The organism is Sphingopyxis macrogoltabida (genome assembly GCF_001307295.1).
GTDB lineage: Bacteria > Pseudomonadota > Alphaproteobacteria > Sphingomonadales > Sphingomonadaceae > Sphingopyxis > Sphingopyxis macrogoltabida_B.
On the sequence record NZ_CP012700.1, the window covers coordinates 2,313,631 to 2,334,460 of the forward strand.

Below are 20,830 nucleotides of genomic sequence, written 5' to 3' on the forward strand. Positions count from 1 at the left end.
GTCAGGGCATCGCGCGCTCGAGCTCGGCAAGGTCGAAATAATCGCGCCAGGCAGCGATACGGCCGCTGCCGTCGATCTCGAAAATCCCGGCGGCGCGCACCGATGTCCAGCCCTGTCCCGCAAAACGGAAACGATCCTCGCGCTCGGTGAAGACGATATTGCCGTTCGCCGCGATGGCGAGAATGCGCCAGTCGATCGCCTCCGCAGCCAGAAACGGCGCCAGCATGTCCATCGTCGCCGCGCGGCCATGCGCCGGTTCGAGCGGGATACCCGCGCACACGACATCGTCGGCCAGCAATCCGGCGATGGCCGTGGCATCGCGGCGATTGAACGCCGCCACCAGTGCCTCGACCACGGCGACCGGACCGGCCGTCACCCGAGCGGAACCTGCGTCGGCTGACCCGAACCGGCGCTGACGCCGCCGTCGGCGACGACGATCGACCCGAACATGAAACCTGCCTCGTCGGAAGCGAGGAAGGCGGTCAGGTTCGCGATCTCTTCCGGCCGCCCCGGGCGCTGCGCCGGGATTTCCTTGATCCAGCGGTCGAGCAGGTCGGGCAACGCCTTGAACGCGTCGGTGGCCGGGGTCTCGATGAACCCCGGACAGATGGCGTTGATCCGCACGCCCTCGCGCGCATGATAGACCGCCATCGCCCGCGTCAGCTGGATGACCGCCCCCTTCTGGGCCGAATAGGAGGGATAGGCCCCCTCGCCGCCCAGCCCCGAAATCGACGCGATGTTGATGATCGTGCCCTTGGTCTTGCGCAGGTGCGGGATCGCGGCGCGCGAGGAGAAGAAGACCGAGTCATAATTCACCGCATTGCTGCGCCGCCAGTCCTCGGTGCTATGCTCGTGGATCAATGCCACCGCGGCAACCGCCGCATTGTTGACAAGGATGTCGAGACCGCCGAACAGTTCGACCGCATGCGCGATCAGCGCCTCGACGTCGCCCTCTTCGCCGACGTCGGTCGCCATGAAATGCGCGTCCGGGTTGGCGAGGCGCCGCAGCGCCTCGTCGCCCCGCGCCTGCGTCCGGCCGCAGAACAGCACCTGCGCCCCGTCGTCGAGCAGCCGGCTGACGATGGCGTAGCCGATCCCGTCGGTGCCGCCGGTGACGATCGCCGCCCTACCGCTCAATTTTCCCATCGGATCAGTCCTTGTCCCAGCGCGTGATGTCCATCGCGCTCTCGACGCCCAGCGGCGCATAAGCACCAAGTATCGCCTGTTCGAACGTGCCGATCGTTTCCTCGACCGTGCCGTCGGGCTCGGTCATCCGGACCCGTGACAGCCGCTGGACGTGCAAATTCTCAAGCTTTGTCGGGTCGAGATCGGCGACCGCGAAATCCTCGCGCTCGACGCGCAGCGCACCATGGTAATTGCCGTGGAACCATTCGCTGTGGAAATAGCCGATGCCCTTCATCTGCATCCGATGGAACGGTTCGAACTCCAGCCGGTAGGGACCGGTGCCGTAATCGACGGTCAGCACGCCGCTCTTCGGCCACAGCGTACCGGGTTCGAGCACCGTTTCCATCTCCGCATTTTCGGTTTCGAGGAAGGATTCGGGGCCGGTACCGTCGGGGCAGAGCACCGACCTTTTGTTCCACACATGCCCGCTCGGCTCGGCGGCGATGTGGAAGAAGAAGCTCTTGTCCTTGAAATTGAGCGGGGTCCATTGCCAGAAATAGCCCTGCTCGCCCGCCAGTGGATTGGGCTGCGGGTCCGACATGCCGATCGGACGCGTCCCCCACGACCGGTCGCGGGTGCCGGTGCACAGCGGGCTCAAATCGATGCGTTTGCCGTCGATGCTGATCCAGCCGGTCCAGTGGCCGTTCTGGGTCAGGCGCGTATAGTCGAGGAAACCCTTGGTACCGACGCGGCGCATGAAGCGCGGTTCCTCGATCGGAAAGGCGCGGCCGGTGATCGTGATGTCGGCGGCGATACCGTCATGCTCGTCGACGACGATCCGCAGCTTCTGGAGCGGCTCGACCACCTCGATGCGGATCGGGCCGACCGACGTGTCCATGCGATCGGTCAGGACGCGGCTGCCGCGCAGGCAATGCTGCACCCCGTCGACCTGAATCGAAATGCCGCAGTCGATGATGTTGAGGTGCGGATAGATGCCCATGCCGGCCAGGAAGAACAGCGACCCGTCGGGCTCGTAGCCGTTGAACCAGTAACGGTCATAGAAATTGCGGTCGGTGCCCGAATAGGCGATCGGCTCGGGAGTCTGGTGGATCGCGAAATCGTCGGCGGCGGTCAGCATGTTTATCTCCAATATGGGGAGGGATCAGAAATTGGCGGAGGCGACGCGGCGTCGCTCGACCGAGCGTGCGAGTTCGCGCCAGATATCGGCATCGAGCGCGCGCGCTTCGTCATCGTCGCGGTCTTCGAGCGCCGCCTGCAAGTCGATGAGCGCAGCGCGCAGCCGGTCATTCTCGGCTTCGAGCGCCGATACACGGAGGTCGGGCGCCGCGGGGGTCGCGATCGCGACGCCCCCACGCTGCAACAGCGCGCGCACCGCCGCATTCTCTTCGAACAATCGCGCCGCGGCGCGGTCGAACTCTTCGGCGATCATGTCGATCATCGCCGATCCCATCGCGACATTATTGGCGCGAAAGCCGGTGAGTTCGGGGACGATTTCGGCGCGCAAACGCGCGGCAAGGTCACGCGCGGCGACCGGGATCGACGGTTTCATAAATGCCCCATCAGTTCGAGTATCGCGCGGTCCTGCGCATTGCGCAGCCACCAGGCGGCATAGGCATGGATCACCTCGCGCTCGCCGCTCGTCGTCGTCCACGCGTGGGCGCAGCTATTCCAGATGCCCTGCCCCTTCACGCAATTGAGCAACTCCCACCAGTGCAAGGCCTCGGGATCGGCGTTGAGCCCGCTCGCCGCCTCCCAGATGCGGATCGCATCCTCGCGCGGCGCGATGCCGCTGCGCCGCTCGTCCTTGCCAAAGGAAAAGACGCGCGCGAGGCTCCACGCGAGATCCTCCAAGGGATCGCCGCGATGCGCCATTTCCCAGTCGAGCACCGCGACCAGATTGCCGCCGTCGTCGTAAAGGAAATTCCCGGCGCGGAAATCGCCATGCACCATCGCCAGCTTCTGCGCCGGCGGCGGCGGGTTGCGGCGCAGCCAGCGGATCGCGGCGCGGGTGACCGGTTCGGGGCCGACGTCATTCTTGTCGAGCGTCGCTTCCCAGAAATCGAGTTCCTGCATCGCCGTGCTCTCGGGCGTCGCGGGGACCATGAACTCCAGATCGAGTTTTTCGACCGGCACCGCGGCGAGGCGCCCCATCGTGCCCCACATCTGCTCGGCGATATGCGGCAGCTTGTCCTGCCAATCCGGTTCCTGAAGCTGATATTCGCTGTTGTGATAACCGCGCAGATCCTCGGCGATCGAGATCGCGCCGCCCATCGGGCCGGGGTCTTCCTCGAGCAAGATCATCCGCGGCACCGGAATGCCATGGCCATGGATCGCGCGGTACGAACTATATTCGTGGTGGCGGTCGCTATCGACGTTGCTGACCGGCGGGTCGCGGCGCAGGATCAGCCGGTCGCGGTGGGGCCCCTCGGCATCCGCATAGGAAAGGTCGAACCGGTAGGTCTCGCGCGAAGCGCCGAGCGGCAGCCGGTGCAGCCCGTCAATCCGCACATCGCGCCAATCCGGAAAGCGCGCCTGCAGATAGGCGGTCATATCGGCTTCGGTCAGCGCTTTCATGTCGGGGTCACCATCAGCTTGATGTCGGACCCGCCCCCCGACAGCGATGCGAAGGCGCGATCGACGTCGGCAAGGCCGACCGTTCCAGTGACCATCGGCGCGAGGCTGTCGGGATCGGCCGAGATCATTGCAAAGGCATCGGCGAAATCGGCGGGCGAATAGGCAAAGACGAAACGCAGTTGCAGCGCCTTTTGCAGGAAGAAGGCAGGCTCGATCGGATCGGTTTCCATACAGGTGCCGACCACGGTGATCGTCGCACCGACCGGCGCCGCCGCGCCGATCGCCATCAGCATGCCGGGCTTGCCAACGCAGTCGAACAGGATCGCCCGCTCGCGCTTCTTCAGCTCGGGTGCCCGCGCCATCGCATCCGACAGGCCAAGCGGCAGGCCAAGGTCGTTCCACCACCCCTCGCCCGCCGCATCGCCGGGCGCGAGCACGGCGTCGGCACCCAGCCGCGCCGCCATCTCGCGCCGCGCCGCATTGGGTTCGATCGCGAGCACCGGCCCGAAGCCGCGTGCCTTCAGCCGCCTGATCACGAACAATCCCACCGGGCCGCAACCGAAGACGGCAAAGGCACAGCTCGCATCGGCGCCGCTTTCGGCAACCGCGTGGACGGCAACCGAGAGCGGTTCGGTCAGCGCCGCGATATCGGTCGGCACATGATCGGGCACCGCGAAGGCCGTATCGGCCTGGAGCAGCATCTGTTCGGCAAAAGCGCCGTTGAAGCGGTTCGAATAGCCGATCAGTTCGACGCCGTCCGGCCCGGCGATGAACGGCTGCGCAACGACACGCTGGCCGCGCTCGAACCCGTTCGAGGCTTCGAGGACCTCGCAGCAATATTCATGCCCCATCACGACCGGCTTCGCGGGGTCCATGAAGCCGCGAAAACCCGCACGGTGGAGCAGGTTGCACAGATGATCGCTATGATCCTTGGCATGCAGGTCACTGCCGCACACACCGCACACCAGCGGCCGGGTCAGCAATTGCCCGGCGCCGGGCACCGGCTCGGCGATATCGGTCAGGGCGAGCGTGCCGCCATCGAGGACCATGGCCTTCATAGACTTCCATTCCCAATCGTCCGCATTCCCGAAAGGCGCTGCGGATCATGGAAAGAGGCTATGGTCCGGCGCGCGTCATCGCCAGTGACGGAAACCCGCTATTGCCTGGGACCCGTGCTCGATTGCAGCGCGGTCGAGGCGCCCAAATGGCGAACATCTCGGCCGGAAAGACGCGCCGGAAAGGCTGGTTGCCTTTCCAAGCGGCTTTCAGGCCGGGAGGGAAGCCATTTGGGCGTCCCGTAGGGATTTGATCAAAATGGCCCATTGCTTCGTCGAGAAGTCTCGACATATCGACATATGTCTTCGCCTTCCCTCCTTGCACTGAGCCATTTTGCTTCAAACCTCGACCGCGCTGCAATCGAGCACGGGTCCTAATGACTGCCGAAAATCTTGGCGGTCATCGCTGCGCGATTATGGACATCCAGCTTGCGATAGATGCGCCGCAAATGGTTTTCGACGGTGAATTCGGAGATGCCGGCGATGAAGGCGACCTGCTTGTTCTGCTTTCCCGCACCGATGAGCTGGGCGATCTGCAACTCGCGCGACGACAGTTTCGCCGCGACCCCGCCGGCGGCGGGTCCGCTGTCGGAGAGCGCCGCCTGCAACGTGCCGCGGCCCCCGGTACCCGCCAGGATCTCCTCGAACAACTGGCTGACCACCATCTGCGAAATCGCCGCGCTTTCCCGTTCGAGCAACCCGTGCGCGACGTCCGATTTGCGGTGCCCGTCCGGGTGGCAATGTGCGCCGATCAGCAGGTAGAAATCGGGCAGCACCTGCTGCACCCACGCGCCGACGACATCGACCGAATGGCAGTTGATGAACTGGCGATATTCGGTCGCACCGTCGGCGACGCGGTCGAGCCGGTCCTCGCCCCAGCGGATCATCCGGCCGCAGCGGTCGGTGCGATCGATCACCCGTGTGAAGGGGTCTTCCTCGAACACCCGGCCGTCCTTGTACGCATGCTGCGCCTCTTCGGAGACGCCATGGTGGAACAAATAGGTCAGGTCGGTCGCACCCTGTGACTGCGCCGAAAAGAAGATCGACAGACTGTCGAGACCGCACGATGCGATCATCTGGTCGGCCCGGGCCGCAATATCGCGTGAAACCAGCATGTTTCCTCGCTCCTCTCCCTTCACGCACGGCTTTTGCCGCGTCGTCCCGTTCAAAGCTTCTTTGAACGATTTCGTCCTACCATGACCGCGCGACAGGAGTCCACAGGCTGGCGGGCGACGGACGCAAAGGAAACCCGGCCTCCCCTTGGCGCCCGCCGCGACGGACCGTCAGAAGCGGTAGCCGAGCGTCACGCCATAGGTCGCCGGTTTTGCCGCATAGCGGACGACGGTGTCCTGCCCCGCAACGACGTTGGTCCAATAATAGGTGCCGGTGACATTCTTGCCCCACAGCGTCGCTTTCCAGCGGCCGTCGGGTTCCTCGATCCCCAGTTGCAGGTCGAGCAGCGCATAATCGTCGATCTTGTACAGCGGCGTTTCGCCGACGATCGCGTTGGTGGCGCTGCGATAGGTCAGTTGGGCGCCGCCGAACAGATTGAGTCCGCTGCTCAGTGGAATGTCGGCGCGCATATTGGTGGCGGCCTGCCACTTCGGGGTGAAGGGCACCCGCGTCCCGGCAAAGTCCGCCTGCACGCCGCCCGCATTGACGCCGACATAACGGTCGATCTCGGAGTCGACATAGGTCAGCGCCGCGCCGACGCTCAGCCCCTCTGTCGGCCGCGCCTGCAACTCCAGTTCGAAGCCCTGAAGATGCGATTTTGGGATGTTGATGATCGCATCGAGAATTCCGAAGGTCGCATCGATCAGTTTCGAGCGAAGCTGCTTGTTGCGATAGTCCATATAGAAGACCGCACCGTTCAGCGACACGCGGCGATCGGCGAACTGCGCCTTGAAACCACCCTCGTAATTGAGGATCGATTCCTGCACCGCGGGATTGAACTGCGCGGTCGACGAGGCGTTGATGTTCCCGAACGTCCCCGCCTTGTAGCCCTTCGACACATTGGCATAGATGAGCAGGTCGCTCGACGGCTTGAAATCGACGCCCGCGCGCCACGAGATATTGTCCTCGTTGAGCTGGCTCTTGAACTCCGGCCCGTTGAAGAAATTCTCGTCGAGCACGAAACAGTCGGTCGGACCCAGCGCCGGCCGGGTCGGGTCGCCCGACAGCAGGCGCGAGAAGAAGGTGAACAGCGCCGAGGTCAGGCCGTCGCCGCCGTCGCGGTTACAGATGGTCGCACTGCGCCGCGCATCGGTATAGCGGATGCCGCCCTTGACGGTCAGCTTATCGCCGATGTCGAACTCGACATTGCCGAACGCGGCAAGATTGCGCATCCGCTGGTCGCTGTAATTTTCGCTGGTCGTGATCCCGAAATTGTAAAAGGCCGACGAGTCTCCATAGAGCAGGTTCTCGATATAATAGACCTTGTCGCGGCTGTAGTTACCGCCGACGATGAACCGGACGCGGCTGGCCGGATCGTTGGCGATCCGCAATTCCTGCGAAAGGCTGCGGATGCGCCCGGCAAAAGCGCGCAGGTCGATGTCCTGCAGGTTCATCCCGTCCTGATCGAGAGCGCCGCGCTGATTGAACCGGCTATACGCCGAAATCGAGGTCAGCGTCAGACCGCCGCCCAATTCGATATCGCCGCGCAGCGAAGCCTGCGCGAACTTGCGGTTGATGAACATGCCGTTGTCGGTCGACCAGTCGGCGGCCCGCGACGTCAGCGGCGATCGCGGATAGTCGCGGACGATCTGGGTGTTCGACACCGCCTGTTCGTTGAAGGCGAGATATTGCACCGCGAGCGGGTCGCTCTTGTCCTGCCAGCCGTTGATGTTGAGCTGGAAGCTCATCGTGTCGCTCGGCTCCCAGTCGAGCAGGAAGCGGCCCGCGAGTTCGCGGACGCGGCCGTTTTCGTCGTCGCGGGTATAGCTTTTCTGCCAGGGCCCGCTGCGCGCGCCGCGAATGGCGACGCGGGCGCGAAGCGTCTCGCTCAGCGGACCGCTGATATAGGCATTGCCGATAAAATGGTTGAAGCGGCCATAGCTCGCCTCGACCCCCGCCTCGAAATCGGCAGTGGGTTTGGCGGCGATATAGTTGATCGCACCGCCGGTGGAATTCTGCCCGAACAGCGTGCCCTGCGGCCCCTTCAGCACCTCGATGCGCTCGAGGTCGAATGCGGTCAGCGTGGTCAGCACCGGGAACGGCAGCGGAACCTGGTCGAGATAGACGCTGGCGGTCGGATAGGAGCCGAGCGAGGTGTCGTAGAAGCCGACACCGCGCAGCGTGAACACCGGCGTGTTGTTGGCGCTGTTGGTGTAGCTGAGGCCGGGGACCGCCTGTGCAATATCGGCGGCGGAGGTGATCTGGCGTTCGCTGAGGTCTTCCGCGCCGACCGCCTTGATCGTCAGCCCGACGCGGTTGATCGATTCCTCGCGCTTGTTCGCGGTGACGATGATCTCGTTGCCGTCGAACCCGCTCGCCGCGGGCGCGGCCGGCCCTGCTTCCTGGCCATAGGCGGCGGCCGGCGCAGCCCCCAATGCCAGCATCGAACAGCCGATTGAAATGGCGACACGCATGGAACCCATCGATCCTCTCCTCCCGTTGTGGCCCGCATTTTCGCGAGTCCATGTCCCGGCGAGGACGCCCCGCCGGACGTCTTCATTTCACATTGACGGACATCCGTCAATATCGTTCGACGATTTCGTGTGATGACAGTGTAAGACGGTTTCGAAGACAGATGATGGACGCCGGGTGCCGCATAAGTTACATGCGGGACATTCAGGGGCAGGAACCGAAATGGCGACAAATATGAAAACGGCACGGAAAAGTGCGACAGCGGACGAAGCGGCGGAGGCAAAGACGGCAAGCGACGGATCGGTCGCCAGCGCCGCCGACCGCGTTTCGGAATCGATCTTGCAGGGCATAAGGTCGGGGTCATTCGTGCCCGGACAGCACCTGCTGGAACCCGATCTGACGCGCCGGCTCGGCATCAGCCGGGGGTCCTTGCGCGAAGCGCTCAAGCATCTCGCGGCGGCCGGGATCGTCACCCTCAACCGCTTTCGCGGCGCCTATATCAGCACGCTCGACCGCAAATCGGTGCTCGACCTGCTCGACACGCTCGAACCGCTGGCGCGCTTGGGCGCGCGACTCGCTGCCGAAAATTGCGGCACCGAGGCGCAGCGCCGCCGCATGCTGGCCGCAGCCGCAAACATTGATACCGCGACGAGGGAGCGCAATCGCGGGCTCTACCTCGATCGCCGGCGGCAATTCTATGACGCGATGATCGACATCGGCGGCAATATGGAACTCGCGCGCGCGATGCCGCTCAGCCGCACCGACCTGTTCCGCGCGCAGGTCGAGACGATCCAGACCGAACGGCAGCGGATGCTGCACGCCTCGGGCTATGCGAAAATCACCAAGGCGATCGTCGAAAACGACCCCGCCGGAGCCGATCGCGCGGTTAAAAAGCACTTCGACGGCACGCGAAAAACGATCCACGAATTGCCGTCTCACGCCTTCCCATCGTTGGAAATCTAGGGATTTTCAAGCTTAACAGTCGCACACGCCCGCAATGCGTCCGTTAAAATCACTGGACGAAATCGTCCGACACGTTTAGTTCCCTCTCAACGAGCCGCGACGAATCGCGCGCCGCGGTAGAGGTGGGTCATGCTGTGCATCACAGCCATTTATCCGAACGAGCCGGGTAGCCGGTTCGACGCCGGCTATTACCAAATGTCGCATGCCAGGACCGCGCAGGCGCTGCTGGCGCCGCACGGGCTGAAGGCGATTCGCACCACCATCGGCGCCGCCGCGCTCGACGGATCGCCGCCGCCCTTCTGGGCCGTCAGCGAGATGCATTTCACGTCGCGCGCCGCGTTCGACGCCGGCATCGCCGCCGAGGGCGCGACGCTGTTCGCCGACATTCCCAATTACACCAATGTCACCCCCATCCTGCAGGTCAGCAAACTGGCCGCAGCCCATGGGACCGTACTCAATGACCACGCCGTCGAGGTTTGAAGCAAAATGGCTCAGCACGAGGAGAAAAGGCGAAGGAATATGTCGATATTTCAAGACTTCTCGACGCTGTGATGGGCCATTTTGATCAAATCCCTGCGGGACGCCCAAATGGCTTCCATCTCGGGCCGAACGCCACTTGGAAAGGCAACCAGCCTTCCCCGCGCGTCTTTCGGCCCGACCTGTTCGCCATTTGGGCGCCTCGACGGCGTGGTCATTGAGTACGGACCCAAACCCACCCAGGAGAGCGACGATGTCCGGTTACAATCCCAACACCCCCTATGTCCGCAACGCGATGAGCGACATCGGCTATATCACCGCGCTCGACGAGGTACTGAATCACCAGATCGTCGATACCTTTTCGACCGTCTCGACCTCCGAACAGAGCTGGACCGAGAAGATCTGGTCGGCGATCGTCCGCAAGGACGGCACGATGGGGATCGATTTCGGGCTCGGCCGCTATCATAACCGCGGCGTGCTCGACGGCTGGGCGGCGGTGTCGCGCGGGTCGGAGCAATGGACGGTACGCGCCAACCGCGAACTGCGCGACGATCCCTCGATTACCGAGGTCGGCCCGCTGACCTACGAGATCATCGAACCGCTCAAGAAGGTCCGTTACGCACTCGCGAAAAACGACGCGCAGCCGATCAGCTACGACATAACCTTCTCCGCCGAAATGCCGCCGTTCTTCGAGGATCGCCACAAACAGCGCGAACGCGACGGCTTCCGCGTTGGCTCCGACGTTGTCCGCTACCACCAGATCGGCGTGCCGTCGGGCTGGGTCGAGATCGAGGGCGAGCGGTTCGAGGTCAACCCCGAGGAATGGACCGAATATCGCGACCATAGCTGGGGCACCCGGCTCGACGTCGGCGCGCACAACGCCGACGTCCGCCCCTCGTCGGACTTCGGCGACGTCAAGTTTGGCGAAGGCGAGTTCGTGCTCGTCTGGAGCCCGTTCATGCTCGAAAGCCCGAACGGCGAACGCTCCTCCTTCCATTTCTATCACATGTCGAAACAGGGCCACATCTTCTACTCGTCGGGCTATCGCAACCTGCCCGACGGCACGCAGGAAAAGGTCGCGCGCGTGCGCCCCGAACTGCGCTACGACGACAAGACCCGGCGCCTGCTCGGCGGGACGGTTCATTTCGACATGCTGCAGGGCGGCACCCACAGCGTCGAGGTCGAAGTGATGGGCACCGCCGGCGTCCACCTCGGCCCCGGCCTCTATCTGGGCTTCGACGGGCGCAAGCATGGCAGCTGGCACGGCCCGCTGACGATCGAGGGCGAATATTTCCCCGACACGATGGACGTCGAGACGCTGAAGCGCATCCGCCAGCTTCGCGACTGCCCGATCCGCGTGCGGCAGGGCGACGCGGTCGGCTACGGCATCATGGAAACGATCATCCACGGCGCGCATCCCGAACTCGGGCTGACCGCAGCGAACTCGATCGTCTGACCCGATGGTGCGCGATACCGACCAGCTCGCCGCCGGCCTGCGCGACTTCCTGCCGCGCGGCGCCGGCATCACCGGGGTGACCACGCTGTCGGCGGGGCACTCGAACGAGACCTATCTGGTCGACGGTATCGGCGAGGTGCTGCGCATGCCACCGTCCGAGGAAGGCCTGCTGCCGCCCTATGATATGGCGCGGCAGCACGCCGTCCTGTCGGCGGTCGCAAACTCCGCTCCCGATGTCCCGCTGCCGCCCGTCCTCGAACTCTGCACCGACCCGTCCGTCCTCGGCGACGAATTTTTCTTGATGGGACAGGTGCCGGGCGAGGCGTTCGAATATGCGGTGCCCGACTGGCTCGCCGCCGATCCGGACGCCGGCGCCGACAGCGTCTGCCGCCAGTGGTTCGACGCGCTGATCGCGCTGCATAACATGCCCGCCGGCGCGATGCCGCCGGGCGAACGAACGGTGCAGCAGGAGGCGCAGCACTGGCTCGACGTCGCGCGCGGGGCGGAGTCGATGCCGGTGCTGGTCGATATCCTCGAGGATCTGGCCAAGCGCCCGCCGCGCACCAGCGGTGCGCCGACCCCGGTGCACGGCGACCCGAAGCATGGCAATTGCCTGTGGCACGAAGGCCGCCTGACCGCGCTGCTCGACTGGGAAATGGCCCAAATTTCGGATCCTTTGCTCGATCTCGGCTATGTGCTGATGTTCCATGATCAGGGCGAGGCCTCGCTTGCCGACGCGGGCTTTGCCCTGCCCGGCTGGTGGTCGGCCGAGCGGATGATCGCCGAGTGGGAAAAGGGCACCGGCCGCACCGCCGTCGACGTCGCGCGCTATGCGGTGCTGGGACAGGCGAAGGTCGCCGCGATCATCTCTGTCGGAGCCTATCTCTTCAACAGCGGCCGTATCGCCGATCCGCGTTTTCAGGCTTTTGCCGGGGTGCTCCCCGCCTATGTGGCGCTGCTGGAGAAGCGCGCGATGGCGGCAGGGTGAAAGACTTCGTCATTGCGAGCGAATTGCTTCGCTTCGCTCGCAATGACGAGAGGACTCAGCCCGTCTCCAATCGCACCAGCGGTGCGCCATATTCGACGAGATCGCCGTCGTTCGGCAGGATTGCCGCGACGCGGCCCGCAGTGTCGCTGACGATGTCGGTCGCCTCGCCGAGCTTGTCGACCTGCCCGACCACCGTCCCGGCCTCGACCATCGTCCCCGGGGCGACCCGCGCCGAGAAGATGCCGAGATGCGGTGCGGTGACGTCGCGCAGCGCCGCAACCGCCGCGGCGACCGCCTGGCCCGCACGCGTCAGCATCGGATTGGCGCCGCCATCGGCCTTCGCCATGAACAGCGACCAGCCGCCGCTGCGAAAATGCAGGTCGCGCCACGGTGAGGCGGTAAAGCTGGCGAGCAGCGCGCGGACCTCCTCGATCGTCGAGCTCATGCAGCATCCCCGATCATCGTCAGCAAGACCGGCAGTATCGGTTCGGTAACGATCGTCGTCGCCCCCGCGCCGCGGGCGATCCGCGCGATATCGTCATTGGCGAGCGCATGGCCGCGCACGACGCTGGCGCCGCCGATTGCCCCCGCCAGCGCCTCGGCATCGCCGGCCGCAAGCGCGCGGTCGACGTCGAACCCGTCGGGCCCGGCCGCGAAATCGACCACCGCAACGGGGCTCGCCGCACGCGCCCATTCGATAAGCTGGCGGAGCCGGGCGTCGGCCTGTTCGTTCGGCGCTTCGGTCGCAAGCGTGCCAGCATAGACCAGCCCGCCCGCGCCATCGACCGTCACCACCGTTCCCGATTTCGCGACGGCACCGTCGCCAACCCCGACGACGCACGGCCGCCCAAGCGCGCGACTGACCACCGCGGCGTGCGAGGTCGACCCGCCTTGCTCTGTCACCACCGCCCGCGCCGCGATCATGCCATGGACGTCGTCTGGGCTCGTCGTCTTGCGCACGAGGATCACATCCTCGCCTGCCGCCGCGCGGCGTTCGGCTTCGTCGGCGTCGGCGACCAGCACGCCGGTCGCAGCGCCCGGACAAGCTCCCTCGCCCGTCGCAAGCACCGCCGCACCATCGGTCGCGCCGTCGCTGAGCCGCGGCAGCAGCAGCGTCCGCACCTGTTCGGCGCTGACCCGCGACAGCGCGGTGGCGGGGTCGATGCGACCCTCGGCAACCATGTCCACCGCAAAGCGCACTGCAGCCGCCGGCGCACGCTTGGCGGCGCGCGATTGCAGCAGGTAGAGCTGCCCCGACTGGACGGTGAATTCGATATCCTGCACGTCGCCATGCTCGCGTTCGAGCCGGTCGCTCGCGGCGAGCAGCGCGGCATGCGCCTCGGGCTCGGCCGTCGCCATGGCATCGAGCGGCAGCGGGGTGAATTTCCCCGACACGACATCCTCGCCCTGCGCGCGCGGCAGATATTCGCCGTAGGGCTCGGCCTCGCCGGTCAGCGGATTGCGACTGAACAGCACCCCGGTGCCGCTGCGTTCGTCGAGATTGCCGAACACCATCGCTTGGATCGTCACCGCGGTGCCGAGGTCGTGCGGGATATTGTTATGCTCGCGGTAGCGCCGCGCGCGCCGCGTGTTCCAGCTTTCGAACACCGCGCGCACCGTCGCGAGCAACTGGTCGCGAACGCTTGCCGGCACCGGCCCGCCCGCCGCCTCGACCGCCGCGCGCCAGTCGCCGGGCGCGGCATTGCCCTCCAGTTCGACCGGCGCCTTGAGCACGATCGAGGCATAAAGCTCGAGGAAGCGCCGGTGCGTGTCGCGCGCGAAACCGGCGAGCCCCGTTTCCGCCGCCAGCGCTGCTTCGCCGGCATCGTCGATGCCGAGGTTGAGCACCGTGTCCATCATTCCGGGCATCGATATGGCGGCGCCCGACCGCACCGAAAGCAACAGGCGCTTCTCGCCCGCGCCGAAGCTGCGACCGGTTTCGCTTTCGAGCCATGCCAGCCCGGCGTCGATCTCCTCCGCCAGCCCGGCCGGAAAATCGCCGCTGTCGAGAAAGGCAAGGCATGCCTTCGTGCCGATCACGAACGCCGGCGGCACGGGCAGGCCGAGCCCGCGCATCCGCGCGATCGACCAGGCCTTGCCGCCCGCCGCTTCCTTCGTCGGCGATTCGCTGCCGTCCAGCCGGATCGTCCAGCCGCTCATTCGTCGCGCTCCGTGCCCATGATGCGCAGCAGCTCCTCGTGCAATTCGAACCAGACGGTGTGATAGCTGTCGCGGCGGATATCGCTGACCCATTCGATATCGCCATCCTCGGCCGCCTCGAGCGCCTCGATCAACTTGTCGCCATAAATCTTCAGCCGCGGCAATCCGCGCGCAAGTCCGGCAAGGATCCGTTCGGCCTGTTCGTGCAAGGCGCCCAGCCGGTCGACGATCTTCGCGTCATAGTCCTTGTCGCGATGATCGTTCGCGACCTTCTGTCCACCGACGTCGAGCGTCTGCCAGTCGGTGATGATCTGCTTCAGCGTCCGGTTGATTCGCTCGAACCCGTCATAGGCCGAACGAAACCCCGCATCGTCGCGCAAATGCTGGAAATGCAGGCCATAGCGCGACTGCAGTGCGACGCCCGCGAGCGGGGTCAGCGCATACGCCCCCTTCGCCTCGATCGCGCGGCCGGTCGCGACGGCGTCGGCCAGCAACGCGGCGGCGCGCTCCTCGCTCAGGCCGACGAGTTCGCCGATCGCCTTGGCGGGCGCGTGGCGCTTGATCGCGGCGCCGTGCAGCGCCAGGTCGCGGTCGTTCACGCCCCCTCTCCTTCCAGCAACCAGACGCGGCCGACACGTTCGACCCCGTCCTGATAATCCTCGGTTGTCTTTGCGGGCGCGCTCGCCTCGATCATCACCGTGTCGCCGTCGCGAATCCCCGCGATCTTCGCGTTCATCAGGCACGGAATATTATATTCGCGGGTCAGGATGCCGAGGTGCGAGCGCACCGTGCCGCCGGCGCAGATGACGCCCGCAAACTGCTCGATAATCGGCGCGGTCAGCGTCCCGCCGCTGTCGTCGATCACCGCGATCGTTCCGGGCGGCACGCCGTCGGTCAGATAGGCGAGCACGCGGTCGTTCGAGCGGATATAGCGTGCCGTGCCGCTAATATCCTGCGGATGCTGGACGACATTGTCGCCGACCCCGCGTAGCGCGCGACCCTCGCCATCGGCCTCGCTCGACGGTGCTTCGGGATGCGCGAAACCGGCATCGGTCGCCGCATCGTCGCCCGCCGATTTATAGGCTTCGGGCCGCTCAGCGACCGAAATGCTGGCCGACCAGTCGAAGCGGTGCCCGCTCGCCAGCAAGCGCGCCTCGATCGCCGCAAAATCCTCCTTGGTCAGCAGGTCGTCGGCACCCGCCATGGTGAAGGCATCCCAGTCCCGCCCCGATTCGCGAAACCGGTCGCGCACCAGTTGCTGCACCAGCCCCAGCGTCGCCTCGACCAGCGGCGATGCCGGCGGCTTCACATGAAGTGCATTGTCGATAGGCAGCTTGGCCAATCCTCATCCCCTGACGTCGTTTCTTTGTCCGCTAGGTGACCGAAGCGCGCCCTGATGTCAATAAGCATTGGGCAAAATCGTCGAACGATATTGACCAATGAATGCTCTTTCCCCTATGAAGCTTCGACAAGCAGCATCGGGGAAGGATGACGACATGGGCCTGACGGCGAATCCGCGCATTTTGGTGGTCAACGACGACGGCATCGACGCGCCGGGAATCGTGCTGCTCGAAGAGATCGCGCGCCAGTTCAGCGACGACGTCTGGGTCGTCGCACCCGACGAGGAACGATCGGGCGCGGGCCATTCGATGTCGATCAGCCACCCGGTGCGCGTCGTGCAGCGCGACGAACGCCATTGGGCGGTACGCGGCACCCCGACCGATTGCGCGCTGCTCGGCATCTATGAGTTCATGACCGACAAGGCGCCCGACCTGATCCTGTCGGGGATCAACCGCGGGCCGAACCTCGCCGAGGACATCACCTATTCAGGCACCGCGTCGGCGGCGATGGAGGGCGCGGTGCTCGGCATTCCCGCGATCGCGCTCAGCCAGATCATCCGTTACCAGAGCCCGATCCATTGGGACACGGCGCGCAAATATGCGCCGATCGTGATCCGGCAATTGCTCGAACTCGACTGGACGCCCGGGCTGTTCGTCAACGTCAACTTCCCCAACTGCCCGGTCGACGAGGTCACCGGCATCCGCGCGACGACGCAGGGCCAGCGCCCCTCGGGATGCTTCCGCCCCGTCCGCCGCGTCGACGAGCGCCACGTCCCCTATTACTGGATCAAGATCGGCTTCCCCGAAGGCGGCGACGACGACGGCAACGACCTGCATGCGGTGCTCGACAACAAGGTGTCGGTGACGCCGCTGCAACTCGAAATGACCGCGCATGCGGTGGTGCCGGAGATCGCCGCGCTGTTTGCCGATGCGGACGCGGCGGCGGGCTGATCGACGAGCGACAATTTGGATGGGAAGCTGCCCTTCAAATCTCGTCATGCTGAACTCGTTTCAGCATCCATGGCCTGAACTCGAATTTGGCGCAGCGCCGAAGTAAACGGCAGACCATGGATCCTGAAACAAGTTCAGCATGACGATGAAAGAGACGGCAGTTCCCGGCTGAAAACCGTCATCGAGCGTCCTTCAGCCGCAGGCCTCGATCGCCTGACGCGCCAGCGACGCGAGCCGGGGAAAGGCTTCGGCGCGCTCGCGGGCGTGGGCGCTGTTCGCGCTGCCGCGGATCACCCGCCCCTTGATGCCGTGAAAGATCGCCGCGAGGCGGAAGAAGTTGAACGCGACGTAGAAATCCCAGCCGGGAATTTCGCTGCGTCCGGTCCGCCGGCAATAGGCATCGACATAGGCGGCCTCGCTCGGCAGGCCGAGCGGCACCGGGTCGGCGCCGCCAAGCCCCGCGACGATATCCGGCGGCATGCGGTACATCAGCGCGTGATAGGCAAAATCCGAAACCGGGCTGCCGAGCGTCGACAACTCCCAGTCGAGCACCGCGACGACACGCGGCTCGGTGGGATGGAAGATCATATTGTCGCACCGGAAATCGCCGTGGACGATGCCGCTGTCTTCATCGGCGGGAATATTTTGCGGCAGCCACTCGACGAGCGCGTCCATATCGGCATTGCGGCCCGCCGCCTCGTCCTCCAGATATTGTTTCGACCAGCGCCCGATCTGGCGCGCGAAGAAATTGCCCGGCCGCCCGAAGTCGCCGAGCCCGACGGCCTCCGGAACGACCTGATGCAGCGCAGCGATCACCGCGTTCATCGCGTCGAAATAGGCCGCGCGCTCGCCGACCGGCACCTCGCCGAAGGACGCGTCCCAGAAGATGCGCCCTTCGACCAGCGCCATCACATAGAAGGCGCTACCGACGACCGCATCGTCGTCGCAAATCCCCAGCACCTCGGGCACCGGCACCGCGGTTGGCGCCAGCGCCGACAGGACGCGCGCTTCGCGAAGCACGTCGTGGGCGCCCTTCACCAACTCCCCCGGCGGCTTGCGCCGCATCACATATTGTGCACCCGGTGTCGTCAGACGGTAGGTCGGGTTCGACTGGCCGCCCTTGAACTGCTCGATCGTCAGCGGCCCCCGATAGCCGGCGACATTCGCCTCCAGCCAGGTCTCGAGCGCCGCCGCGTCGAGCGCAACGCGCACTTCGCCCGCGCCGATATTCGCCGATGCGTCAGTGGCCATGCGCATTCTTCCAGTCGCGCTTGATCTTCTTGGCGAGGCTCCACTTGTGGACCTCGGTCGGACCGTCATAGATGCGGAAGGCGCGAACCTCGCGGAACACCTGCTCGACGATCGTCTTGTCGGTGACCCCGGTACCGCCCATCACCTGGACGCAGCGGTCGGCGATGCGCATCAGCGCTTCCGACACCGCAACCTTCGCCATCGAGCTTTCGGCGGTGCCGAGATCGCCGGTGTCGAGGATTTCGGCGCACCAGCGGATCATCAGTTCGGCCTGCTTCAGGTCGATCAGATTTTCGGCGAGCATGAAACCGACGCCCTCATGATCGACCAGCGGCTTGCCGAAGGCATGACGCCGGTTGGCATAATCGGTCGCGATCTCGTGCGCGCGCTGGCAGGCGCCGTGCCAGCGCATGCAGTGCGACAGGCGCGCGGGGCTCAGGCGCACCTGCGCATATTTGAACCCCTCGCCCGCTTCGCCCAGCATCTGGTCGGCGGGAATGCGCAGATTGTCGATGACGACGGTCGCATGACCGCCGGGCATCGAGCTGTCGATCGTATTGGGCACATGTTCGATGCGGATCGCCGGATCGGGCAGGTCGACGAGGAACATGCACGCGCCGCCGCCGGCCGCGACATCCTCGGCCTTTGCCATGACGATGCCGACCCTGGCGCCGTCGGCGCCGGTGATGAAGCATTTGCGGCCATTCACCACCCAGTGGTTGCCGTCCATCCGGCAGGTCGTCTTCATCATCGACGGGTCGGATCCCGCCCCGCCCTCTTCGGCGGGCTCGGTCATGAAGAAGGCCGAACGGGCCTCGCCCCGCACCAGCTTGTCGAGGAAGCGCGCTTTCAGTTCGGGGCTGCCGACCTTGCCGAGCAGATACATATTGCCCTCGTCGGGCGCCGCGGTGTTGCAGGCGAGCGGTCCGAGCGGCGACAGCCCGGTCTTCTGCAGCACATAAGCCGTTTCGACCTGCGTCAGATGATCGCCATCCGCCAAGATATGCGGCGTCAACACCCCGGCGGCGCGCGCCTTCTCCTTCAGCTCGTCGACGAGCGCGTCGGTCGGCGCGCCATGATGGTCGCGGCGCGGATCGCTCTCATAGGGAACGACGATGTCGCGAACGAACGCTTCGACGCGCTCGCCGATCGCGCGGGCCCGGTCCGACGCGCTCATCGCGGCGCCATCCGGATCGCGCCGTCGAGACGGATCGTTTCGCCGTTGAGCATCGGGTTCTCGACGATGCTGCGCACCATCTGCGCATATTCCTCGGGCTTGCCGAGACGGCTGGGATGCGGGACCTGCGTGCCGAGGCTGTCCTGCGCCGCCTGCGGCAGCCCCATCAGCATCGGGGTCAGGAAGATGCCGGGCGCGATGGTGACGACGCGGATCCGGTGCTGGGCAAGATCGCGCGCGATCGGCAATGTCATGCCGACCACCCCGCCCTTCGACGCCGAGTACGCCGCCTGCCCGATCTGCCCGTCGAAGGCCGCGACCGACGCCGTATTGACGATCACGCCGCGCTCTTCGCCGACCGGCTCCGCCGCGGCGAGGCGCGCCGCAAACTGGGCGATCAGGTTGAAACTGCCGATCAGATTGACCTCGACGGTGCGGCGAAACGCATCGAGCGGATGCGCCTTGTTTTCCTTGCCGACGGTCTTGATCGCCGGCGCGACGCCGGCGCAGTTGACGAGGATGCGCGCCGGACCATGCGCAGCCTCGGCGGCGTCCAGCGCCGCAGCGACGCTTGCCTCGTCGGCAACGTTGGCGGCCACGAACAGGCCTCCGATCGCCTCGGCATGGGCGGCACCGACCTCTTCATTGAGGTCGAGTATCGCGACCTTGGCGCCAAGCTCCGCGAGCATCGCAGCGGTCGCGCCGCCCAGCCCCGACGCGCCACCGGTCACGACGGCCGCCAATCCTTCGATCTTCATTTTCAGCTCCTCAATTTACAATATCTGCGTCGGGCCGCGAAGGGCCCCGTCATCGACCGGCACCCCGGAAATCGGGCGCGCGCTTGGCAAGAAAGGCGGCAATCCCTTCGCGGCTTTCCGGCCCCGCGCCGGCCTCCGCTATCCCACGCGCCTCGTCTTCGAGCTGGGTTTCGAGACCGTTGGTGAAACTCCGCTGCAAAAGGCGGCGCGCCGTCCCGAGCGCATCGACGGCCGAGGCCGCTAGACGCCCGGCCGTTTCGGCGCCTTCTCCTGCTAGCGCCTCATCATCGACGAGCCGCGTCACGATTCCGATCGCCTCGGCCTCTTCGGCCTTGATACGCCGGTTGGTCAGAATGATCTCCTGCGCCTTGCGCAGCCCGACGAGCCGCGGCAGCAGCCAGCTCATTCCGCCGTCGGGGGTCAACCCGATCGCCGAATAGGCGGCGGTGAAATGCGCCGAGCGCGCGGCGAGGACGATATCGCCGGCCAGGACCAGGCTCAGCCCTGCGCCCGCCGCGGGCCCGTTGACGAGCACCACCATCGGGCATGGCATGCGCGCGAACCGCGCGACCGCCATGTGCAAGGTTCCCGCGAGCAGGCTGAGGTGGGCGCCCGCGCCCTCGCCGGCCGTCGCAAAGCCGCCGACATCGCCGCCGGCGCAGAACAGCCGCCCTGTCCCGGTCAGCACGACGCAGCGAATCGATCGGTCGGTTTCGCAGCGTATCGCGGCGTCCACCAGCGCATTCGCCATCGCGAGATCGATGGCGTTCCCCGACGCCGGACGGTTGAGCGTAATCGACGCGATTCCGTCCGAAACGTGGAAAATTACCGGCTGCTCGCTCATGCCTGTCCCGCCATTTTCTGCTGCGCCGCGACCGTCGCCCGCTCATCGAGCCGCAATGTCGCGCATTGAAACCAACGCGTAAATTATATACTCACGAGTATATGG

Annotated in this window: 21 protein-coding genes; 5 read left to right on the top strand and 16 right to left on the bottom strand. The window is 65.5% G+C overall.

Annotated features, from left to right (window positions below):
* Position 1 precedes the first annotated feature (1 nt).
* The 8 genes from AN936_RS10925 to AN936_RS10960 form a co-directional block, all read right to left on the bottom strand.
* The gene (locus AN936_RS10925) at positions 2-376 is read right to left on the bottom strand and encodes a limonene-1,2-epoxide hydrolase family protein (RefSeq protein WP_054588183.1); all 375 of its coding nucleotides are present in this window, start codon (positions 374-376) and stop codon (positions 2-4) included.
* Positions 373-1,146: an SDR family NAD(P)-dependent oxidoreductase gene (locus AN936_RS10930; protein ID WP_054588184.1), complete on the bottom strand. Its 774-nt coding sequence runs from the start codon at positions 1,144-1,146 to the stop codon at positions 373-375. The genes AN936_RS10925 and AN936_RS10930 overlap by 4 nt, the downstream gene beginning before the upstream one ends.
* Before the next feature lie 4 nt (positions 1,147-1,150).
* Positions 1,151-2,263, bottom strand: a complete 1,113-nt coding sequence (locus tag AN936_RS10935) for a hypothetical protein (RefSeq protein WP_054588185.1) — start codon at positions 2,261-2,263, stop codon at positions 1,151-1,153.
* A gap of 24 nt (positions 2,264-2,287) precedes the next feature.
* Positions 2,288-2,695: a hypothetical protein gene (locus tag AN936_RS10940; protein WP_054588186.1), complete on the bottom strand. Its 408-nt coding sequence runs from the start codon at positions 2,693-2,695 to the stop codon at positions 2,288-2,290.
* Positions 2,692-3,720 carry a phosphotransferase family protein gene (locus AN936_RS10945; protein ID WP_054588187.1) on the bottom strand — a complete coding sequence of 343 codons (1,029 nt, stop codon included), beginning with the start codon at positions 3,718-3,720 and terminating at the stop codon, positions 2,692-2,694. Before AN936_RS10945 ends, AN936_RS10940 begins: the two co-directional genes overlap by 4 nt.
* A complete protein-coding gene (locus AN936_RS10950; RefSeq protein WP_054588188.1) occupies positions 3,717-4,778 on the bottom strand; it encodes a zinc-binding dehydrogenase in 1,062 nt (353 codons plus the stop codon). The genes AN936_RS10945 and AN936_RS10950 overlap by 4 nt, the downstream gene beginning before the upstream one ends.
* A gap of 371 nt (positions 4,779-5,149) precedes the next feature.
* Positions 5,150-5,890, bottom strand: a complete 741-nt coding sequence (locus AN936_RS10955) for a helix-turn-helix domain-containing protein (protein WP_054588189.1) — start codon at positions 5,888-5,890, stop codon at positions 5,150-5,152.
* A gap of 168 nt (positions 5,891-6,058) precedes the next feature.
* Positions 6,059-8,371: a TonB-dependent receptor gene (locus tag AN936_RS10960; protein ID WP_149037646.1), complete on the bottom strand. Its 2,313-nt coding sequence runs from the start codon at positions 8,369-8,371 to the stop codon at positions 6,059-6,061.
* Between the two features lie 223 nt (positions 8,372-8,594).
* Between AN936_RS10960 and AN936_RS10965 the strand changes: the two genes are divergently transcribed.
* The 4 genes from AN936_RS10965 (at position 8,595) to AN936_RS10980 (ending at position 12,244) form a co-directional block, all read left to right on the top strand.
* The gene (locus AN936_RS10965) at positions 8,595-9,323 is read left to right on the top strand and encodes a GntR family transcriptional regulator (protein WP_158500075.1); all 729 of its coding nucleotides are present in this window, start codon (positions 8,595-8,597) and stop codon (positions 9,321-9,323) included.
* Positions 9,324-9,452: 129 nt separating this feature from the next.
* Positions 9,453-9,803 carry an EthD family reductase gene (locus tag AN936_RS10970; RefSeq protein WP_054588192.1) on the top strand — a complete coding sequence of 117 codons (351 nt, stop codon included), beginning with the start codon at positions 9,453-9,455 and terminating at the stop codon, positions 9,801-9,803.
* A gap of 250 nt (positions 9,804-10,053) precedes the next feature.
* A complete protein-coding gene (locus AN936_RS10975) occupies positions 10,054-11,256 on the top strand; it encodes a hypothetical protein (protein WP_054588193.1) in 1,203 nt (400 codons plus the stop codon).
* Positions 11,257-11,260: 4 nt separating this feature from the next.
* The gene (locus AN936_RS10980; RefSeq protein WP_054588194.1) at positions 11,261-12,244 is read left to right on the top strand and encodes a phosphotransferase family protein; all 984 of its coding nucleotides are present in this window, start codon (positions 11,261-11,263) and stop codon (positions 12,242-12,244) included.
* Between the two features lie 55 nt (positions 12,245-12,299).
* On the opposite strand, the gene AN936_RS10985 is transcribed toward AN936_RS10980, so the two are convergent.
* Genes AN936_RS10985 through AN936_RS11000 form a run of 4 tightly spaced genes read right to left on the bottom strand, consistent with a single transcriptional unit; the run spans position 12,300 to position 15,746 of the window.
* Positions 12,300-12,689 (bottom strand): acetyl-CoA carboxylase biotin carboxyl carrier protein subunit, encoded by a 390-nt coding sequence (locus AN936_RS10985; protein WP_054588195.1) that lies wholly within the window; start codon positions 12,687-12,689, stop codon positions 12,300-12,302.
* Entirely contained in the window at positions 12,686-14,404 is a 1,719-nt protein-coding gene (locus AN936_RS10990; RefSeq protein ID WP_054588196.1) for a pyruvate, phosphate dikinase, read from the bottom strand. Before AN936_RS10990 ends, AN936_RS10985 begins: the two co-directional genes overlap by 4 nt.
* Positions 14,401-15,003: a hypothetical protein gene (locus AN936_RS10995; RefSeq protein ID WP_054588197.1), complete on the bottom strand. Its 603-nt coding sequence runs from the start codon at positions 15,001-15,003 to the stop codon at positions 14,401-14,403. Before AN936_RS10995 ends, AN936_RS10990 begins: the two co-directional genes overlap by 4 nt.
* Positions 15,000-15,746, bottom strand: a complete 747-nt coding sequence (locus tag AN936_RS11000) for a PEP-utilizing enzyme (RefSeq protein WP_234715814.1) — start codon at positions 15,744-15,746, stop codon at positions 15,000-15,002. The genes AN936_RS10995 and AN936_RS11000 overlap by 4 nt, the downstream gene beginning before the upstream one ends.
* Before the next feature lie 154 nt (positions 15,747-15,900).
* On the opposite strand from AN936_RS11000, the gene surE reads away from it, so the two are divergent.
* A complete protein-coding gene (gene surE, locus AN936_RS11005) occupies positions 15,901-16,695 on the top strand; it encodes a 5'/3'-nucleotidase SurE (RefSeq protein ID WP_054588198.1) in 795 nt (264 codons plus the stop codon).
* A gap of 192 nt (positions 16,696-16,887) precedes the next feature.
* Here the strand turns inward: surE and AN936_RS11010 are convergent, their stop codons facing one another.
* The 4 genes from AN936_RS11010 to AN936_RS11025 are packed head-to-tail and all read right to left on the bottom strand — an operon-like array spanning position 16,888 to position 20,725.
* Entirely contained in the window at positions 16,888-17,946 is a 1,059-nt protein-coding gene (locus AN936_RS11010) for a phosphotransferase (RefSeq protein WP_149037647.1), read from the bottom strand.
* Positions 17,936-19,123, bottom strand: a complete 1,188-nt coding sequence (locus AN936_RS11015; protein WP_054588200.1) for an acyl-CoA dehydrogenase family protein — start codon at positions 19,121-19,123, stop codon at positions 17,936-17,938. Before AN936_RS11015 ends, AN936_RS11010 begins: the two co-directional genes overlap by 11 nt.
* A complete protein-coding gene (locus AN936_RS11020; protein ID WP_054588201.1) occupies positions 19,120-19,881 on the bottom strand; it encodes an SDR family NAD(P)-dependent oxidoreductase in 762 nt (253 codons plus the stop codon). Before AN936_RS11020 ends, AN936_RS11015 begins: the two co-directional genes overlap by 4 nt.
* Before the next feature lie 49 nt (positions 19,882-19,930).
* The gene (locus AN936_RS11025) at positions 19,931-20,725 is read right to left on the bottom strand and encodes an enoyl-CoA hydratase/isomerase family protein (RefSeq protein ID WP_054588202.1); all 795 of its coding nucleotides are present in this window, start codon (positions 20,723-20,725) and stop codon (positions 19,931-19,933) included.
* Positions 20,726-20,830: the final 105 nt, after the last annotated feature.

Bases quoted from the DNA above. Each gene is read 5' to 3' on its own strand.
- AN936_RS10930 (WP_054588184.1), bottom strand. From the start codon at position 1,146: ATGGGAAAATTGAGCGGTAGGGCGGCGATCGTCACCGGCGGCACCGAC.
- AN936_RS10935 (WP_054588185.1), bottom strand. From the start codon at position 2,263: ATGCTGACCGCCGCCGACGATTTCGCGATCCACCAGACTCCCGAGCCG.
- AN936_RS10940 (WP_054588186.1), bottom strand. From the start codon at position 2,695: ATGAAACCGTCGATCCCGGTCGCCGCGCGTGACCTTGCCGCGCGTTTG.
- AN936_RS10945 (WP_054588187.1), bottom strand. From the start codon at position 3,720: ATGAAAGCGCTGACCGAAGCCGATATGACCGCCTATCTGCAGGCGCGC.
- AN936_RS10950 (WP_054588188.1), bottom strand. From the start codon at position 4,778: ATGAAGGCCATGGTCCTCGATGGCGGCACGCTCGCCCTGACCGATATC.
- AN936_RS10955 (WP_054588189.1), bottom strand. From the start codon at position 5,890: ATGCTGGTTTCACGCGATATTGCGGCCCGGGCCGACCAGATGATCGCA.
- AN936_RS10960 (WP_149037646.1), bottom strand. From the start codon at position 8,371: ATGGGTTCCATGCGTGTCGCCATTTCAATCGGCTGTTCGATGCTGGCA.
- AN936_RS10965 (WP_158500075.1), top strand. From the start codon at position 8,595: ATGAAAACGGCACGGAAAAGTGCGACAGCGGACGAAGCGGCGGAGGCA.
- AN936_RS10970 (WP_054588192.1), top strand. From the start codon at position 9,453: ATGCTGTGCATCACAGCCATTTATCCGAACGAGCCGGGTAGCCGGTTC.
- AN936_RS10975 (WP_054588193.1), top strand. From the start codon at position 10,054: ATGTCCGGTTACAATCCCAACACCCCCTATGTCCGCAACGCGATGAGC.
- AN936_RS10980 (WP_054588194.1), top strand. From the start codon at position 11,261: ATGGTGCGCGATACCGACCAGCTCGCCGCCGGCCTGCGCGACTTCCTG.
- AN936_RS10985 (WP_054588195.1), bottom strand. From the start codon at position 12,689: ATGAGCTCGACGATCGAGGAGGTCCGCGCGCTGCTCGCCAGCTTTACC.
- AN936_RS10990 (WP_054588196.1), bottom strand. From the start codon at position 14,404: ATGAGCGGCTGGACGATCCGGCTGGACGGCAGCGAATCGCCGACGAAG.
- surE (WP_054588198.1), top strand. From the start codon at position 15,901: ATGGGCCTGACGGCGAATCCGCGCATTTTGGTGGTCAACGACGACGGC.
- AN936_RS11010 (WP_149037647.1), bottom strand. From the start codon at position 17,946: ATGGCCACTGACGCATCGGCGAATATCGGCGCGGGCGAAGTGCGCGTT.
- AN936_RS11015 (WP_054588200.1), bottom strand. From the start codon at position 19,123: ATGAGCGCGTCGGACCGGGCCCGCGCGATCGGCGAGCGCGTCGAAGCG.
- AN936_RS11020 (WP_054588201.1), bottom strand. From the start codon at position 19,881: ATGAAGATCGAAGGATTGGCGGCCGTCGTGACCGGTGGCGCGTCGGGG.
- AN936_RS11025 (WP_054588202.1), bottom strand. From the start codon at position 20,725: ATGAGCGAGCAGCCGGTAATTTTCCACGTTTCGGACGGAATCGCGTCG.